Source organism: Kitasatospora sp. NPDC091207 (assembly GCF_044768625.1).
Lineage (GTDB): Bacteria > Actinomycetota > Actinomycetes > Streptomycetales > Streptomycetaceae > Kitasatospora.
In genome coordinates, this window is record NZ_JBIVVS010000004.1 from 344805 (window position 1) to 360909 (window position 16105).

The following is a 16105-nucleotide window of genomic DNA, read 5'->3' on the forward strand; positions in this document are numbered from 1 at the left end:
CGGGGCGGAGCCCGGCGGTCGGCCCGCGCCGTGCGCTCGGCCGACCGGGTGGCGCCGCACGGCACGGCGGCACCCGGTCGGCGGCCGGGCCGAAGGGGCTCCCGATCGGCTCGGGCGGTCAGCCCGACGCGGGCCGGGCCACGAGGGCGCACGCGGCGGCGGTCACGAAGGATTCGTACGCGCGGTCGGTGGCGCCCGGATCGCCGCGGTCGTACGCCTGGTAGGACAGGGTGAACTGCCGGCTGCCGTCGCGGGTGCCGAACACCGCGCTCTCCGCGCCGCGGATGTCGCCGGTGTGGCCCCAGATCTCGCCGCACGGGGTGTCGATCCGGGCCACGCCGAGGCCGTATCCGCCGTGCAGCTCCGCCACCGGGACGGTGGTGGTCATCTCGGCGAACTCGGCCGGGCGCAGCAGGCGCCCGCCGAACAGGGCGGCGTGGAACCGGTTGAGGTCGCCGGCGGTCGAGATCGCGCTGCCGGAGGCGTCCGCGACACTCGGGTTCAGCCGGGTGATGTCGGCCGGGCCTTCCGGCAGTTGGGCGTAGGTGTGGGCGGCCGGGCCGGGGACGCGGGTGTCGGAGGTCGGCAGGAGGGTGTCCCGGAGACCGAGCGGCCACAGGACGCGTTCGCTCACCTCCTGCCGCCAGGTCCGGCCGGTGGTCCGCTCGATCAGCATGCCGAGCAGCACGTAGTTGGTGTTGGAGTAGTGCCAGCCCCGGCCCGGTTCGAAGTACGGCGGGCGGCTGTTGGCGATGTCCACGAGCTGCTGCGGCCGGTAGTCGATCCAGCGGCCCTCGGCCAGGTACCGGCGCACGCTCGCCTCGTCGCGGTAGGCGAACCGCGGGTCGTCGAGGTAGTTGGCGAGGCCGCTGGTGTGGTTGAGCAGCTGCCGCACCGTGATGGCGCCGCCGCCGGGCACCTCGCCGGGCAGCCCGCGCTCGATCGGGTCGTCCAGGCGGACCCTTCCCTCGCCGACCAGTTGGAGCACCACGGTGGCGACGAAGGTCTTGGTGACGCTGCCGGTCCGGAAGCGGCCGTCGGCGCGCACCGGATCGCCGAGGGCCAGGTCGGCGGTACCGGCCGTGCCGCGCCAGGCGACCCGGCCGCGGTCGCGGACCTCGGCCAGGGCGGCGGTACTGCCGCCCTGACGCACCAGGGCCTCCAACTCGCCGCGCAGGTCCATGCGCAGATCGGTGCCCGGCGACTGCCCGGCCGCACGGGGCTCCGACCGCGCGGCGGCCGGCGGACGGCTCGCCGCCACGGCGGCCGGGGCGAGGGCGAGCACGGTGGTACCGGCGACGGCGACGGCGGCGATCCGCACGCCGAGCCGTCGACGCGACGGGGCGATGGTCATGGCATTCCCTCCCGAGGCCCACGGACCGGGCCTTCCAACGCCACGTTCGCATCCGGCCTCCGCCGCCGACCTCCTCCTCAGGACCGGGGCCGCCCTCCGTCTTGCGGAGGTCTCCCGATGTGCCGTGCTACGACCGGAAGATGAGGCCACGCCGGCCGTCCGGTCCGTCCGGGCGGCGGTCCGCGCCGCCGGCTTCCCGCCGTTTCGCGCGTGCGGTGGACTCGGCGACGGCGAGGGCCGCGCAGCTCACCGACCTCCCGGCCGGGGCACAGCGGGCCGGGGCGGTCCGCCCGGAACCGATCTGGCCCCGACCTCATCGCCCCGCTGATCGGCACGACCACCTCGATGGACCGCCTCGGGACCGACGGACCGGCCCGGGAAGGGATCTCCGCCGTGGTCTTCGACGATCTGCGGCCGCACTGACCGGCCGAAGGGGGGCACCGGGTGCCGCCCCCTTCGCCCTTCGCCCCGGACGGACGCCCGGAGCTACTCCCAGAGGCCCGAGCAGCTGTAACCGGCGGTCGAGCGCTCCGGTCCCGTCCTGATGTGGAAACTCGTGATGTGCCCGTGGCAGATGCTGCCGTCGGGAGCGACCTCCAACAGCGACGCGTCGACGAGGAGGCGGTTGACCTCCCGTCCCTCGGCCTCGGTGATGCGCTTGAGGAACGCGCGCGGCGCCTTGTGGAACTCGTCCCAGTCCTCCTTGGTGAACTCGACCTCCCAGAACTCGATCCGGTGGTCGTCCTCCTCGTACCTGGGCATGAACTTCGCCATGGCCGATCACCCCGCAATCGTGTACGGCCCCGCAGTTCCAGGCTTCCGCGCGTGGACCCGCCCTGCAACCGGGGTCACACCGGGTCACACCCGGGCACCACCGCCCCGAGGTCCACCGGCCGCCCGGGGCGAGCCCGAGCGAGCCGGTGCGGGACTCCGGGCCGCGCCGGACGGGCGGGGTACGGGCCGGGCCGTCGTCTCAGTCCGCCAGCAACGCGCAGACGAAGTCCTCCTGGACCCGCCGGAGTTCGGCCAGCAGGTCCGGGGTGCCGCTCTGGTTCACCTGCGAGGTGACCGAGAAGGCCAGTGAACGGCTGCCGTCGGGGGTGCCGACCGCCAGCTGGGTGTAGCCGGCCGTGTTGCCGGTGTGGCCGTAGACCACGCCGCACCGGGTCGTGTAGCGGAAGACCGCCAGCCCGGCTTCGTTGCGGCCGGGCCCGGCGGGCTCGGAGGCGCCGTCGACGAAGGTGAGCTGCTGCCGGCGGACGGCGGGCCCGATCAGCCGGCCGCCGGCGTACCTGCCGATGAACCGTGCCAGGTCGTCCGGGGTGGAGACGATCCCGCCGGAGGCCCAGGCACCGGAGGCGCCGAACTGCGTGCTGACGTCCTCGGGCGCGGCGGGCGGCCGGACGGCGTAACCGTGCAGGTAGGGCCGGGGCAGGCGGTAGCCCGACGGGAGACTGGTCTCCCGCAGCCCGAGCGGACGGTAGACCTCCGTGCGCAGCAGGTCCTCGTAGCGGTGGCCGGAGGCGGCCTCGGCCATCAGGGCGACCGCGATGTTGTCCGAGTTGGAGTACGCGTAGCGGGAGCCCGGGGTGAACTCCAGCGCCTCGCCGGCGACGAAGTCGAGCAGGCAGTGCGGGTCGAACCGGTGGTGCGGGTCGGCCTGGAGGATCGCGCGGAACTCCCGGGACCCGCTGTAGTCCGGCAGCCCGCTGGTGTGGTTGAGCAACTGCCGCAGCGTCACCGCTCCCCAGGCGGCGGGAAGCTCCGGAAGACGCTGGGCCAGGGTGTCGTCCAGACCGAGCAGCCCCTGGTCGACCAGGCCGAGCGCCACGGCTCCGCTGAAGGCCTTGGCCACGCTGGCGACGCGCATGTGGTCGGTCGGCTGCGGGGGCCGGCCGCTCCCCACCTCGGCCACCCCCGCCCGCAGCACCTCCCGGCGCGAACCGTGCCGGAGCACCACGATGACCCCGGGCGGGCCGTCCGCCCGGGCGACCAGCTCCTCCAGACGCCGTTGCAGCCGGGCCTCGTCGTACGCCTGGCCGGCCTGGGCGGAGACGGGGCCGGGCGCCAGGGTCAGCACCGAGGCGGCCGTCAGCACGGCGAGCAGCGGGCGGAGGCGCGGACGCGTCAGCGGCATGGAGAGCTCCTGGGGGCGGTGCCGGTGGATGGGGCGGTACGGCACCGCCCGCGCCCCACCGCATCACCTGCCGCGGCCGGGCCACCGCCGACCGGCCGGAGCCGTCACCCGGCCGGGGCAACACCCCCGCGACCGATCGGAGCAGCCCGAGGGCGGGCTCCGGACCCTTCCGCGTCCGGAGCCCGCCCTCGGTCAGCCGCTGTCACGTCCGGCGCCCGTTCGCCGGGCCACCGGCCGATCGTGCCGCCTTCGCCCGCCGCGGGAGCGGACGGGCCGGCCGCCTGCGCGGCCGGAGCCATCCCGAGGAGGGCGAGAGCAGTGAGCACCGGGACGGCGGCCACTGCACGAAATCGCATGGTTTCCACTCCGATTCTCTTCCTTGGCCAACTGCTGTGCGAATGAGATTCAAGCGGCACGCCATCAGCTACGGACACCGAGAAACAGGACAGATCTCCGGCCACCCGCGCGGGATTCGAAGCGCCCCCACATTCCGACATCACACCTGGTGAGCGGCTTCCACACCAGGAAACGGAGGAGGCTCGACAGCGGACCGACAGGTCCGACACTCGGGCGTTCAACCGGTTCCGCGAGGCAGTCGGCCGGCTTTCTGTCCCCTTGGCCCGTGACGTTCTGCGGTCGACCGAGAAATGTCGAACGGCGGGAGAAGCGGCAGGAATTCACGGTATATGTTGCCCCGGCCGTCGGACGGGGTACCGGCGGCCCGGGAACGGTGCCGGCGGCCCGCCGCCGACCGCCCCCGCCCGGAGGCCGGGCGGGGGCTGCCTGCCCTCCGGTCCCGGGCATCCCGGGACCGGAGGCGGCACAAGCCTCGCTCAGGCGGGCTTCGCGGCCAGGATGTCGACGACGCGGATGCTCGGCTCGCTCGCCAGCAGCCTCGGGACGACCTCCATGAGCGCGGCGGCGATCGGGCCCTCCAGGTGCGCGACCCGGCCGGCCTCGTCGGCGAAGGTGTCGAAGATCCCGAACACCGTGGGACCCTCCCGGAAGGCGAACCAGGTCACCGTCCCCTCCTCGGCGCGGGCCGCGTCCAGCGCCCCGGTCAGGAGTGCCGCCACCTCCTCCGCGTGCTCCGCCCGCGCTTCGATACGCACCAACAGGCCGTTGTTCGATGGCATATCCGCTGTTCTCCGATCACGTCCGAGTGACCGCGCGCGTCCGCGGCGGTGGAGCAACCCGTAGCACGACCGCCCGCCGCGCTCCGGCACCCCGGCACCGGACGAGGCCGCCGTTCACCTCCTCGGCCGCGCCGCCCCGGCCGCCCGCCCGCCGGTCCGGGGCGGCCGTGAACACCGCCCCGAAGGCGTGCCGATCACCCCGACCGGGCACGATTCCACGCGGGACGCCGACGCCCCGTCCCGCGCGCGCGGGGGTCCGGTGCCGGCGCGCCGTCCGTGCCACCGGCTCCGCGGCTCCTCACCACCCGACGCGAACCACCGACTCCTCACCACCCGACGCGAAGGAGAGCGCCCGATGACCGCCACGCCCCGCCCCGCCCGGCCCGAGGACGCCGACGAACTCCTCCGCCTGCGCGTCGCCGTCCTGGACGGCGCCGAGCTCACCGACGAGTGGCGCTCGACGTTCCGCGACGACATGCGCGCCCGGCTCGGCGGCGACCCGCACCTGCTCGCCTTCGTCGTGCCCGCCGACGGCGGGCTCGCCGCCTGCGCCATCGGCATCGTCTACCGCGGCTACCTCGGCCCGGCCTACCCCACCGGCCGGTGGGGCCGGATCCACACGGTGGCCACGGACCCCGCGCACCGGCGGCGCGGCCACGCCCGTGCCGTCACCACGGCCCTGGTCGAGGCGCTCCGGGACGTCGGCTGCGGCTCCATCGAGCTGCGCGCCACCGAGGCCGGCGCCCCGCTCTACCGCGATCTCGGCTTCGGACCCGTGGACGGCTACATGACCCTGCGGCCCGGCGACCGGGGGTGGGGGTGACACCCGCCGCGGCGCGGGCCGGCGGGGTCCGGCCGGTCGGTCGCGGTACACGAACGACGCCTTCCGCCACCGTTCCGGCACCCCCGCCGCACGGCGCCTCCCTCGAACGGCGGACGGCCGCCGGACGCCGCCGTCCCGCAGGAGCGCCCGGCAGCGCCGCGCGCCGCGCCCGGGGCCGTCACGCCGGGTGAGCGCCCCGGGTGGCCCGCACCGGCGGCCTGTCCCAGGCTGAGGCGTGTCCGCGACCACGCCGCAGCCGAGAGGTGCCGATGTTCGACGAGAGCTTCGCGTATCCGCACCACCTGCTGGGCCGCACGGCCCACGCCCGCCACCGGGTCGCCGTGGTCGGCGCCGGCGTCGCGGGCCTGGTCTGCGCCTACGAACTGCACAGCCGCGGCTTCGACGTCGCCCTGTACGAGGGCTCCAGCCGGCCGGGCGGCCGGGTCCGGACCCACCGGTTCTGGGACGGCACCCACGCGGACCTCGGCGCGATGCGCATCCCCGCCAACCACCACTGCGTGCTGCACTACGTGCGGCGGTTCGGCCTCGCCACCCGCCCGTTCGTCAACCACAACCCGGCCGCCCTCTACCACCTGCGCGGCCGCCGGAGCAGGATGCGCGACGCCCGTGCGCTCTTCCCCGCGTTCGCGCTGCGCCCCACCGAGGAACAGCCGCCGACCGGACAGCTCGACCGGCTGCTCGGCACCGTCTGGGCCCAGCTCGGCGTCGCCCGGCAACTGCGCGTGCTGCGCGGCCACTGGGACGACCCCGCGCTCGAACAGCTGATCTCGACGTCGCTCTGGCAGTTCGTCAGCAAGCACCTCTCCCAGGAGGCCTGGGACTTCGTCGGGCACGCCACCGGGCTGACCCACTACGAGCAGTCCTCCCTGCTGGAGGTGCTGGTCGACTACTTCGGCCTGTTCCACGCCGGCCAGCTGGAGCTCGTCGACGGGACGGACGCCCTGATCCGCGCCTTCGTCCGCGAACTGCCGCCCGGTACCCTCCGGTTGTCCACCCGGGTCGACGAGCTGGCGGTGACGGCGACCGGGGTGACGGTCCGCGGAACCCGGCTGGACCGGCCGTTCACCGACCACGCCGACTTCGCGGTGTGCTGCGTCCCGGCCCCCGTGCTCGAACGGATCACCGTCCGGCCCGGGCTGCCGAACCCGCAGCGCCACGCCATCCGCGGCATCAGCTACGCCAGCAGCGCCAAGACCCTGCTGCACCTGACCCGCCGCCGGTGGGAGTCGCAGGACGGGATCTTCGGCGGCGGCAGTTTCACCGACCTGCCGATCCAGCAGTGCTGGTACCCCTCGGACAACGCCCGGCCGGCGACGCACCGGATCGACGGCGGCGGCCCGCACTGGGTGGCCCGGGACCGGCGGCGTTCCGAAGAGCCGGCGGCCCTGCTCGGCGCCTACCTCTGGGGCGCCAACGCGCGCCGCTTCACCGCCCTGGCGCCGGCCGACCGCGACCGGCTGGTCCTGGACTGCCTGGAGCAGCTGCACCCCGGGATCCGCGCCGACGTGGACGACATCGTGCACTGGAACTGGGACGAACAGGCCGGTGTGGGCGGCGCGTTCGCGCATCTCGCGCCCGGCGAGCACCTGCGCCACCTGGGCGTGCTCGGCGACCCGCATCCGCTGGACGACCCCCGGCTCTACTTCGCCGGCGAGCACCTGTCCGGCGCGCACGCCTGGTGCCAGGGCGCCGCGCAGTCCGCCCTCACGGCGGTCGGCCGGCTGCTCGACCGCGGCAGCCAGGTCGCGCTCGCCGCCACCGCGAGGGCGGCGTGACCGGCGCGCCCGCCCGGGGCGACCGCCCCGGCCCGCCCGCCCCCGGGCCACCCGCGCTGGACGGCGCGGCCCTGCGGGCCCCCTTCGCCCGCGCCGCCACGCCCGTCGAACGCGTCGGGCTGGAGATCGAGACCGGCCTGGTCGACCCGGGGACCGGCCGCGCCGCCCGGTACGAGGGGCCCCGCGGCGTCCGGTCCGTCCTGGCGACGGCGCTCGCCGAGTGGGGCGGCGAGCCCCGCACCGACGCCGGCACGCTGACCGGCGTCGTCCTGCCCGACGGCAGCGGGCTCAGCCTGGAGCACGGCGGCCAGCTGGAGTACTCCTCCGCCCCGGTCGTCGGCCTGGGCCGGGCCGTCTCCGACGCCGAGGCGGCGCTGCGCCGGCTGGCGGCCCTGGCCGACCGGTTCGGTCTGGCGCTGCTGCCGGGCGCCCAACTCCCCTTCGAGCGGCTGGACACCGTCCCCTGGGTCCCGATGAGCCGGGGCGCCGTCATGCGGGACTTCTTCGCCCGCACCGGCGAGCCCGCCGCCCGGGCCACCACCATCATGTCGATGTCGCTCTCCACCCAGGTGCATCTGGACCACCTCTCGGCCGAGGACTTCACCCACAAGCTCAGGATGCTCGTCGCGGCCGCCCCGGTGGTGGCCGCCCTGCTCGTCAACTCACCCATCTCCGACGGCCGTTCGAACGGGATGCTGTCGCACCGCTCGTACGGGTGGCTGCGGATGGACCCTCGGCGCTGCGGCCTCCTGCGCCCGGCACTGCGCCCGGACGTGAGCGTGGACGACATCGTCGACTGGGCGCTGCGGATCCCGATGATCTACTACCGGACGGCGGACGGCCGCTACCGGCTCGCCCCGGACCGGCCGTTCGCCGAGCTGCTGGCCGACGGCTTCGACGACGGCTCGGCGCCGACCGCCGCCCACTGGGACTCCCACCTCTCGCAGATCTGGACGGACGTCCGGGTCCGCCGCACATTCGAACTGCGCAGCGCCGACGGACCGCCCCACCGCGGCATCCCCGCCCTGGCCGCCCTGTGGGTCGGGCTCGGCTACCACCCGCCGTCCTGCCGGGCCGCCTGGCAGTTGCTGCGCCACCACACCGCCGCCGAGTACCAGGCCCTCCTGGACAGCCTCCCGCACGAGGGCCTGCGCGCGCGTCTCGGCGGATCGCCGGTCGGCGAACCCGCCGCCGAACTGCTCCGGCTGGCCCGCGCGGGCCTCACCGCCCGGATCCAGGACGGGCTCGAACCCCCCGGGGTACTCGACCACCTGGAACCGCTGGACGAGATCCTCGCGACCGGCCGCACCTTCGCCGAGCAGTGCCTCGCCCGCTGGGAGACCGACCTGCGGGGCGACCCGCGGCGGTACGTCGCCGCCTATCGGATCCCGGCCTGACGGGCGGCGACCGACCGGGTGCCCCGTCAGCCCTTGGCGGCCGCGTAGGCGGTCTCGGTGCCGAAGCCCCACCCCGGGGTGGCGTCCCAGGGGACGTCCAGCGCGTCGTCGGTGGCGTAGACGTAGCCGGCGCCGCGGATGAAGGCGGTGTCCAGGGTGGCGCGCATGGCGGCGGTGTCCGGGGTGTCGTACACCAGGTGCCAGAAGGCCGTCCCGCTCGGATCCAGGGTCGCGCCGGAGTAGTAGCCGGCGGTGTAGTTGAAGACGTTGCCGCCCAGCCAGCCGCCGGCGTAGTCGGCGTGGCTGCCCTCGAAGGTCACGAAGACGTCGGCCGTGCGGTGGCCCGGTTCCAGGTAGCAGTCGGCGACCGCGGTGCCCGGGTTGTCCACGACCAGGTCCGGGGCCTGCGGTGACACCGCGTAGACGGTCTCCTGGACGTAGGCGCGCAGGTTCGCGTAGTAGTCCCGGGCGGCGTTGCCCGCCCCGCAGTCCCGCTGGGTCTGGTCGAAGAAGATGCCGTCGACGTGCAGCCGGTGGTCGGCGGTCCTGAGGTAGTTGTCCACCGTCGCCCGGACGGTGGCCTGCGGGATCGTGCCGTGGGCCGTGTCGACGTAGCCCAGGACCCGGGTGCGGCCGCCGTGGGCGGTGACACCGGCCCGCAGGGCGTCGGCCTGTGCCTGCCAGGTGGCGTCGAACGGGGCGTAGCCGTTGTAGGGGTTGAGAATCACGATCGACGGCGCCGGGTGGGCGGCCGACAGGCCGGCCAGCATCGGATCGCCCGGTAGGGCATAGGCCGGGACGGCGACCTCCAGACCCCGCGGTCTGTCGCCGGTCACCGCGGCGGCCCCGCCGGTCGACGCCGTCGCGGTGGGCGTCACGGCAGCGGCGGTCAGTGCCGCGCCGGCCAGCAGGACGGGCAGGGTCCTGGTGAACGAACGCATGGTGTCCCTCGATCCGAGAGCGGGGAGTCGGCGGGAGGGAGGCGCGGGGGCGACAGCCCCGCGGCGCCCGGGCACGGCCGTCTCCGCACCCGGCCTCCCCCGCCGCCCGGCCCGGGCGGGCCGAACGCCCCCATTCCTACCGGGCCGCCGCCGCCGAGGTGGCCAACTTCGGAAGAACGCGCGGAGCTTCGCCCCCACTGACGGTCCGTCAGTGAACGGGCGAGGCGGAGTCCAGCGCGGCGGCGAGGGCGGCGGCGTCGCTCTCGGCGCCGAAGTGGTGGATCACGTGTGCGCGGACGCCCTGCCGGACGCGCGCCGCGCGCACCGGCGACGCGCACACCGGCAACGCGCGCCGCCGCTGATCCTGCGTCACCGCGGAAACACCGTGCGTGCTATTCGGCGCTCCGATTTCCGGTGCGCCCCGCGTTCCGGGGTTACGGCTTCGTGCCGGAACAACGGGCGAATATGACGCCCTGTCATCGGAATGTCACGCAATTTCGCGGCCGGAGCTTGTCCATGACATCCCGCCCCCTCTTTCACGGGCCGGTCGCGGTAGTCGGTTCATCACGCTTCGTCTTCATTCCGCCCGGCAATTGCCGGGCGGCGCACAGTCCGCCGGACTTCCCCGGACGGGGCGCCCGCCCCCGGCGGGGACTAGACGTCCAGGCCGGCCTCGATGCGCTTGAGGCCGTGCCGGGCGAGCGCCAGGTTGGCCCGCGAGCGGTCCAGCGCCAGGTACAGGAAGAGGGAGCCGCGGGCGCCCGCCAGCGGCCGGATCAGGTGGTACTGGCCGCCAAGCGTGATCAGGATGTCCTCGATCACGTCGTCGATCGACAGCGCGGCCATGGCCCGCATCTTCGCGCGGACGACCTCGGTGTTGCTGGCCGCCGCGATCTCCAGGTCGAGTTGCTGGCTCCCGCCCTGAAAGCCGAGCGCCATACCGCTCTCGTAGTCGACCAGGGCCACCCCGATGGCACCCTCGATACCCATCGCGTCCGTGAGCGCGCTGTCAATGTTCATGAACTGTTCGTCCTTTGCGTGCCATCCGGGCGGAACCCCCGTGTGCAGGAACAAAGTAGCAAGAAGGTCATGAGGTGTGGTCACCGCACGGAAATGGTGAAATAAAGTACGCTGCCAGCGGTTCAGAATGTGAAGGGGTACTGGTGCACGCGCTCGAAGCTTCCCTCTCCGATGTGCTCGACTCCCCCGGAGTGGTCGGCGCCGCTCTGGTCGACGCCGTCACGGGCCTCGACCACCGGTCCGCCGGGGAGCACCGACTGCTCGGAACCGGCGCCGAACTCGCCGAGCTGACCAATCTGATCAGCGAGCGGCTGTGCGAGGCGGGAGCGGAGGGCGAGTTGGAGAGCCTGGTGGTCACCAGCACCCGCCATCACCACGTCGTCCAGGTGGTGCCCCGGCAGGGCGACCCCCTGTTGCTGGCCACCGTGCTGGACCGCGAGCGGACCAACCTGGCGCTGGCGATCCGCCAGAGCGCCGACCGCGCGAGGGGCCTGCTGGCATGACGGACCGCTCCCGGGCCCCGGAGCCGACCAGGCCGGCGCCGACCGCCGTACGCAATGTGCCGGCCCTGCTGCTGACCCTGCGCCAGGACGGGTTCACCGGCTCGGTCATCGTCTCCAGCGCGCCGGGTGGCACGATCCACCTGGAACAGGGGCTGGTGACGGCGATCGACACCCCCGGTGCCCCGGCCGTCGAGACCCTGCTGCTGAAGTCCCGGCGCGTCGGCGAGGCGGACTGGGCCACCGCCGGGACGACCGCGGCCGCCGCCCCCGGGCCGCGCGCCGGCGACCTCGGTGCGGCGTTGGTGGCCCAGGGGTCGATCGGCGCCGCCGAGCTCGAAACCGTGTGCGCCGCCGCCGTCTTCGACGGCGCCTTCGCGCTGGTGCTGAGCCCGCCCGGCAGGTGGGAGGTGGCCGAGGCGGCCGCCCCCGCACCCATCGCGCTGCGCCCCGGGATCGAACCGCGGCGGCTGTTCGAGGAGACCGCCCGACGGGTGGCCCTGGTGACCGACCTCTGGGGCCCGCCCGGCGAACTGGCCCGCCGCCGGATCCGCCCCGCCGCACAGGCCGAGTCGAAGGCGCCGCGGATCCCGGGCCGCTACCGGGACATCCTGCTCGCCGCCACCGGCCGGCGCACCGCGCGCGACATCGGGTTCACCCTCGGGCGAGGACTGTTCGCGGTGCTGCTCGACCTGGTCCGGATGGACGCCCGGCAGTTGCTCCACCGCGAGCCGGCACACCCGGCCGCCGCGGTGCCGAGCGTGGCGCCGCGCGCGCCGCACACCGGCCCGCCACCGGCTCCCGCCGGACCGCTGCCGCGCCGGACACCCGGTCGGCGCGGCCCCGAGGGCCGGGGCGGTCCCGCCGCGCCGACCGACCTCACCGCGCCGCACCACCTCACCGCGCCGCCCGGCCGGCCCGAGGGCCCGGCCGCCGCTTCCGACGACCCCCCGAACGATCACCGCGCCGAGCGCACCGAGACGACCGAAGAGACCGAGAAGAGCGCACCATGAGCAGCCAGACGTCACCCGCAGCACTCGTCGACGAGTTGAAGTCCCTCCGTGACCGGGTCATGGGCATCTCCGAGAGTGTCATCTCGACCGCCGACGGCCTGCTGGTGGCCGCCGACACGGCCGCCGTCCACCCCGAGTCGGCCTCCGCCCTGTCCGCCGCCATGCTCGGGCTCGGCCGGCGCACCGCCGCCGAGGTCGGCCTGGGCGGCCTGCGCGACGTGGTCACCCGCTGCAACGGCGGCTACGTCGTGGTGCTGGCGATCGGCGAGCAGGCGCTGCTGATGATCCTCGGTGACGAGGGCCTGGACATCGCCGGCCTGCACCGTGAGGCTCCCGCCACGATCCAGCGGCTGGGCGAACTGCTCGGGATGGTGCCGGCTCTGTAGCGCCCGTCCGCACACCCCCGGCGGCGGGCCGACCGCCGGTCACGCCTCCAACCGGCGCCGGGCCGCCGTCGGACGGGGCCCGGACGGGTGTCGACCGGGCGGACAGCCCACGATAGCCTCCGTTGACCGCGACCGGAGCGCCCCTTTCGGCGGTCGGGGAGCGCGATCGCTCCCACCAGGGGGCGCCGAGGCCACGCGGGCCCCGCCGGGCCGCCCGATACCTTACGGAGTACGCATGACCGGTGATGTCGTTGTCGTCGGGGGCGGGGTGATGGGCTCCTCGGCGGCCTGGCGGCTGGCCGCGCGGGGCCACCGGGTCACGCTCCTGGAGCAGTTCGGGCCGGGGCACGACCGGGGCAGTTCGCACGGCAGCTCGCGGATCTTCCGGCTGGCCTACCCGGAGGCCTTCTACGTCGACCTCGCCGTCCGGGCGCTGCCGCTCTGGCGGCGGCTGGAGCGGGAGGCGGACGCGGAACTCCTGGCCCTCACCGGCGCGGTGGACCACGGTCCGGCGGCCGTGACCTCGGCCCTGCACGGGGTGCTGACCGCCGCCGGGCGGCCCGCCGAGCTGCTCGACCCCGCGCAGGTGGCCGAGCGGTGGCCCGGACTGCGGGCCGACACCTCCGCGCTGTTCCACCCCGAGGCCGGGCGGCTGCACGCCGACCACTGCGTGGCGGCGTTCCAGCGCGCGGCCGGCGGGCACGGAGCCGTCGTCCGGCACGGCGTCCGGGTCGGCCGGCTCACCGTGCGCGACCGGGGCGTCGAGCTGGAGACCGACGGCGCGGAGGTGATCCGCGCCCAGCACGTCGTGGTGGCGGTCGGCGGGTGGGCGCCGAGCGTGCTGTCGGAACTCGTGCCCGGCCTGCCGCCGATGCGGGTGACCGAGGAGCGACCGGTGCACTTCCCGGCCGCCGCGCCGTTGGACTGGCCGAGCTTCATCCACCACGGCGGCGCGGGGCTGGCGTCGGCCGCCGGTGTCTACGGGCTCGGCAGCGCCGACGGCGTCAAGGTCGGCTTCCACGGCGTCGGACCGGTCGTCGACCCCGACCACCGCGCGGACCGCCCCGACGCGGGCGCGGTGGAGCAGGTCCAGGAGTACGCGCGGCGCTGGCTGCCGGGTGTCGACCACGGCGCCCCGACCGCCAGCACCTGCCTCTACACCACCACCCCCGACCACGACTTCGTCATCGACCGGCGCGGCCCGGTGACCGTCCTGGCCGGGTTCTCCGGACACGGCTTCAAGTTCGCACCGGTGCTCGGCGAGCTCGCCGCGGACCTGGTCGAAGGCCGCCCGGCCGCGAGCCGCTTCGCCCTCGGCGCCGCCCGGGCGCGCTGACGGACCGCCCGGTCCCGCCGGCCCGACCGCGCGCCGGCGGGGCAGGCGGGACCGGCCGGCCGGGCCGGACCGGCGGGGGCGCGTCCGGGGGGCCTTCGCGGCCCCCGGGGATCACCGGTTCTTGAACCCCTCGATGGCCACCCGGGCCGCCACCTTCATCGCCTCGCTCCCGACGTGCCCGGAGTCCTCGAAGATCTGCAGCCGCGCGTCCGGCCACGCCTTCGCCAACGCCCAGGCCGACTCCACCGGGCTGCCCATGTCGTGCCGGCCGTGCACCAGCACGCCCGGGATGCCGGCCAGCTTGTGGGCGTCGCGCAGCAGTTGGTCCTCCTCCAGCCAGGCGCCGTTGCTGAAGAAGTGGGCGCAGATCCGGACGAAGGCGATCTGCGCGTCGATCTCCCGGTCGCTGTACATGCCGGGCACGCCGTTGGGCTCGTTCGAGATGACCGCGTCCTCCCAGGCGAGCCAGTCGGCGGCGGCCTTCGCCCGGACCCCCCGGTCGGGGTGCTCCATCAACCGCGCGTAGGCCGCGACCAGGTCGCCGTCCCGCTCGGCCGCGGGGACGCCGTCGCGGAACCGGTCCCACGCCTCGGGGTAGAACCGCCCGGCGCCCCGGTAGAGCCAGTACGTCTCGGAGGGGCGGGTCATCGTCACCGCCTGGAGGGAGATCTCGCTGACCCGCTCGGGATGCTGCTGCGCATAGGCCAGGATCAGTGTCGCCCCCCAGGAGCCGCCGGCCAGCAACCACCGCTCGATGCCGAGGTGTTCACGCAGCCGCTCCATGTCGTCGATCAGGTGCCGCGTGGTGTTCAGGCTCATGTCGGCCGCCGGGTCACTGGCGTGCGGGGTGCTGCGACCGCAGTTGCGCTGGTCGAAGCGGACCAGGCGGTAGCACGCCGGGTCCCAGGCCCGCATCGGCTGCCGCGACGCGCCCGCGCCCGGGCCGCCGTGGACGGACAGGGCGGGCTTGCCGTCGGGGTTGCCGAGCTGCTCGTAGTAGACCCGGTTGCCGTCTCCGGTGTCGAGGAATCCGCTGTCGTAGGGACTGGTGGCAGGGTAGAGGTCAACCATGACCGTCGATCGTACAAGAGCGGTCACGACCGAACTCCGCGCCCGGGGCACCCGGTTCGAGGGCCCGGCCGCGAACCGGCGCGACCGGTCCCAGCAATCTGGGATACCGGCGGATCATCCACTCCTGGAACGCTGACAGCGGTCCGCGCCGTGCCCGAACGGTCCGTCGGCGGACCCTCTCCGTCCACCTCCGTCCGTACTCCTGGAGAACCTCGTGTCCGCGCTGCTCAAGCGACTTGTCACGGCCATGGTGCTCGCGCTGGTCGCCGTGGCGCTCGCGCCGGTCACCGCCTCGGCGGACAGCCCCGCGACGCTGCTGTACAACCAGGAGACCGCGCAGTGCCCGTCCGGCGGGGGCCTGCCCAGGGTGGACCTGATGCTCTGCGATCCCCCGAACGTGCCGGGCAAGTGGCAGCTCCTGCCGGTCGCCGGTCTGCCGGGCGTGGTGACGATCAAGGCGAGTACCGCGCCCAAGCTGTGCATCACCGCGGGTGCGAGGGTGGGGGTCTCCGGGTGCACGGCCGGCGCCGACAGCCAGCGGTGGCAGGCGAGCCCGTTCCAGACCACCGGCACTCCGCCCGCGCACGGCATGCGCGGGCTGCGGTTGCGGAACGTGGCGACCGGCCTCTGCCTGGACAACGACAAGCTGAACATCGGCCCCCGGTTCCTCTACCTGCACGAGTGCAACGACGGCGGGTACCAGCAGTGGAACATCGACCCGGCGGCCTACCTCGACGTGTTCGCCGGCCGGCACGCGGGAATGACCTGGGCCCTGCTCGAACGGCGCGCCGACAACCTGGTCCACGTCGGCCACGACGGCGCGAGCAACCCCTACGCGGGCGACACCCCGCCGGAGACGGCCCTCCCGCTGCTCTGCCTGAACCGGGACGGCCGCCCCGCCCCCGACGGGATCCCCGCCGGCGGCTACCACGGCTGGGCCGGCGGCGAGGTGGCGCCCACCCCGCCGATGCCCGGCTCCCGGCTCAGCAGCCGGGCCGCCGCGGACGAGATCTGCTCGACCGGGTTCGGTCCCGGCTGGCGGATGGCCGAGTTCCACGACGGCCAGGGCTGGTCCTTCTGGGCCGACGGCTCACTGCCCACCGGCCTGCGCTTCTGGACCGCCATCGACGACCAGTCGGCCAACCCCTGGAACTGAGCCCGGTACCGGTACCGCACCGGAGGGCGTGCGGGCGTG

At 74.8% G+C, this 16105-nt stretch carries 16 protein-coding genes; 8 read left to right on the forward strand and 8 right to left on the reverse strand.

The features are described from left to right. Positions 1-118 precede the first annotated feature (118 nt). The 4 genes from ACIQTO_RS11235 to ACIQTO_RS11250 all read right to left on the reverse strand — a co-directional run bounded on the left by ACIQTO_RS11235 (position 119) and on the right by ACIQTO_RS11250 (position 4627). Positions 119-1354, reverse strand: a complete 1236-nt coding sequence (locus tag ACIQTO_RS11235) for a serine hydrolase domain-containing protein (RefSeq protein ID WP_402386024.1) — start codon at positions 1352-1354, stop codon at positions 119-121. A 486-nt stretch (positions 1355-1840) separates the two neighbouring features. Then, complete coding sequence (locus ACIQTO_RS11240; protein ID WP_402386026.1) at positions 1841-2128, reverse strand: hypothetical protein; 288 nt, start codon at positions 2126-2128, stop codon at positions 1841-1843. Positions 2129-2327: 199 nt separating this feature from the next. Continuing rightward, on the reverse strand, positions 2328-3491 hold the full coding sequence (locus ACIQTO_RS11245; protein ID WP_402386029.1) for a serine hydrolase domain-containing protein: 1164 nt from the start codon (positions 3489-3491) through the stop codon (positions 2328-2330). Positions 3492-4324: 833 nt separating this feature from the next. Next, positions 4325-4627: a putative quinol monooxygenase gene (locus ACIQTO_RS11250; protein WP_402386032.1), complete on the reverse strand. Its 303-nt coding sequence runs from the start codon at positions 4625-4627 to the stop codon at positions 4325-4327. 355 nt (positions 4628-4982) lie between these two features. Between ACIQTO_RS11250 and ACIQTO_RS11255 the strand changes: the two genes are divergently transcribed. From ACIQTO_RS11255 to ACIQTO_RS11265, 3 genes are all read left to right on the forward strand, one after another. After that, positions 4983-5450, forward strand: coding sequence for a GNAT family N-acetyltransferase (locus ACIQTO_RS11255; RefSeq protein WP_402386035.1), 468 nt, complete (start codon positions 4983-4985; stop codon positions 5448-5450). A 269-nt stretch (positions 5451-5719) separates the two neighbouring features. Beyond that, entirely contained in the window at positions 5720-7246 is a 1527-nt protein-coding gene (locus ACIQTO_RS11260; protein ID WP_402386038.1) for a flavin monoamine oxidase family protein, read from the forward strand. Continuing rightward, positions 7243-8643 (forward strand): glutamate-cysteine ligase family protein, encoded by a 1401-nt coding sequence (locus ACIQTO_RS11265; protein WP_402386040.1) that lies wholly within the window; start codon positions 7243-7245, stop codon positions 8641-8643. The genes ACIQTO_RS11260 and ACIQTO_RS11265 overlap by 4 nt, the downstream gene beginning before the upstream one ends. 26 nt (positions 8644-8669) lie before the next feature. Here ACIQTO_RS11265 and ACIQTO_RS11270 read toward each other — a convergent pair whose 3' ends face one another. The 3 genes from ACIQTO_RS11270 to ACIQTO_RS11280 form a co-directional block, all read right to left on the reverse strand. Next, a complete protein-coding gene (locus tag ACIQTO_RS11270; RefSeq protein ID WP_402386043.1) occupies positions 8670-9584 on the reverse strand; it encodes a spherulation-specific family 4 protein in 915 nt (304 codons plus the stop codon). A gap of 208 nt (positions 9585-9792) precedes the next feature. After that, positions 9793-9957, reverse strand: a complete 165-nt coding sequence (locus ACIQTO_RS11275) for a hypothetical protein (RefSeq protein ID WP_402386046.1) — start codon at positions 9955-9957, stop codon at positions 9793-9795. A gap of 281 nt (positions 9958-10238) precedes the next feature. Further along, on the reverse strand, positions 10239-10604 hold the full coding sequence (locus tag ACIQTO_RS11280) for a hypothetical protein (protein ID WP_402386048.1): 366 nt from the start codon (positions 10602-10604) through the stop codon (positions 10239-10241). Between the two features lie 143 nt (positions 10605-10747). Here ACIQTO_RS11280 and ACIQTO_RS11285 point away from each other — a divergent pair, with 143 nt between their 5' ends. From ACIQTO_RS11285 to ACIQTO_RS11300, 4 genes are all read left to right on the forward strand, one after another. Next, positions 10748-11107: a hypothetical protein gene (locus ACIQTO_RS11285; protein WP_402386051.1), complete on the forward strand. Its 360-nt coding sequence runs from the start codon at positions 10748-10750 to the stop codon at positions 11105-11107. Beyond that, entirely contained in the window at positions 11104-12117 is a 1014-nt protein-coding gene (locus ACIQTO_RS11290; protein ID WP_402386054.1) for a hypothetical protein, read from the forward strand. The genes ACIQTO_RS11285 and ACIQTO_RS11290 overlap by 4 nt, the downstream gene beginning before the upstream one ends. Next, a complete protein-coding gene (locus ACIQTO_RS11295; RefSeq protein ID WP_402386056.1) occupies positions 12114-12503 on the forward strand; it encodes a roadblock/LC7 domain-containing protein in 390 nt (129 codons plus the stop codon). The genes ACIQTO_RS11290 and ACIQTO_RS11295 overlap by 4 nt, the downstream gene beginning before the upstream one ends. A 235-nt stretch (positions 12504-12738) precedes the next feature. After that, positions 12739-13839, forward strand: a complete 1101-nt coding sequence (locus ACIQTO_RS11300) for an FAD-dependent oxidoreductase (protein WP_402386058.1) — start codon at positions 12739-12741, stop codon at positions 13837-13839. A 111-nt stretch (positions 13840-13950) separates the two neighbouring features. Here the strand turns inward: ACIQTO_RS11300 and pip are convergent, their stop codons facing one another. Continuing rightward, on the reverse strand, positions 13951-14910 hold the full coding sequence (gene pip / locus ACIQTO_RS11305) for a prolyl aminopeptidase (RefSeq protein WP_402386060.1): 960 nt from the start codon (positions 14908-14910) through the stop codon (positions 13951-13953). 214 nt (positions 14911-15124) lie between these two features. Between pip and ACIQTO_RS11310 the strand changes: the two genes are divergently transcribed. Next, positions 15125-16066: a hypothetical protein gene (locus ACIQTO_RS11310; RefSeq protein ID WP_402386063.1), complete on the forward strand. Its 942-nt coding sequence runs from the start codon at positions 15125-15127 to the stop codon at positions 16064-16066. Positions 16067-16105: the final 39 nt, after the last annotated feature.

What these genes read in the sequence shown, in the direction of transcription:
- ACIQTO_RS11240 (WP_402386026.1), bottom strand. Translation starts at nt 2,128, where the DNA reads ATGGCGAAGTTCATGCCCAGGTACGAGGAGGACGACCACCGGATCGAG.
- ACIQTO_RS11290 (WP_402386054.1), top strand. Translation starts at nt 11,104, where the DNA reads ATGACGGACCGCTCCCGGGCCCCGGAGCCGACCAGGCCGGCGCCGACC.
- ACIQTO_RS11245 (WP_402386029.1), bottom strand. Translation starts at nt 3,491, where the DNA reads ATGCCGCTGACGCGTCCGCGCCTCCGCCCGCTGCTCGCCGTGCTGACG.
- ACIQTO_RS11260 (WP_402386038.1), top strand. Translation starts at nt 5,720, where the DNA reads ATGTTCGACGAGAGCTTCGCGTATCCGCACCACCTGCTGGGCCGCACG.
- ACIQTO_RS11250 (WP_402386032.1), bottom strand. Translation starts at nt 4,627, where the DNA reads ATGCCATCGAACAACGGCCTGTTGGTGCGTATCGAAGCGCGGGCGGAG.
- ACIQTO_RS11295 (WP_402386056.1), top strand. Translation starts at nt 12,114, where the DNA reads ATGAGCAGCCAGACGTCACCCGCAGCACTCGTCGACGAGTTGAAGTCC.
- ACIQTO_RS11270 (WP_402386043.1), bottom strand. Translation starts at nt 9,584, where the DNA reads ATGCGTTCGTTCACCAGGACCCTGCCCGTCCTGCTGGCCGGCGCGGCA.
- pip (WP_402386060.1), bottom strand. Translation starts at nt 14,910, where the DNA reads ATGGTTGACCTCTACCCTGCCACCAGTCCCTACGACAGCGGATTCCTC.
- ACIQTO_RS11280 (WP_402386048.1), bottom strand. Translation starts at nt 10,604, where the DNA reads ATGAACATTGACAGCGCGCTCACGGACGCGATGGGTATCGAGGGTGCC.
- ACIQTO_RS11235 (WP_402386024.1), bottom strand. Translation starts at nt 1,354, where the DNA reads ATGACCATCGCCCCGTCGCGTCGACGGCTCGGCGTGCGGATCGCCGCC.
- ACIQTO_RS11300 (WP_402386058.1), top strand. Translation starts at nt 12,739, where the DNA reads ATGACCGGTGATGTCGTTGTCGTCGGGGGCGGGGTGATGGGCTCCTCG.
- ACIQTO_RS11255 (WP_402386035.1), top strand. Translation starts at nt 4,983, where the DNA reads ATGACCGCCACGCCCCGCCCCGCCCGGCCCGAGGACGCCGACGAACTC.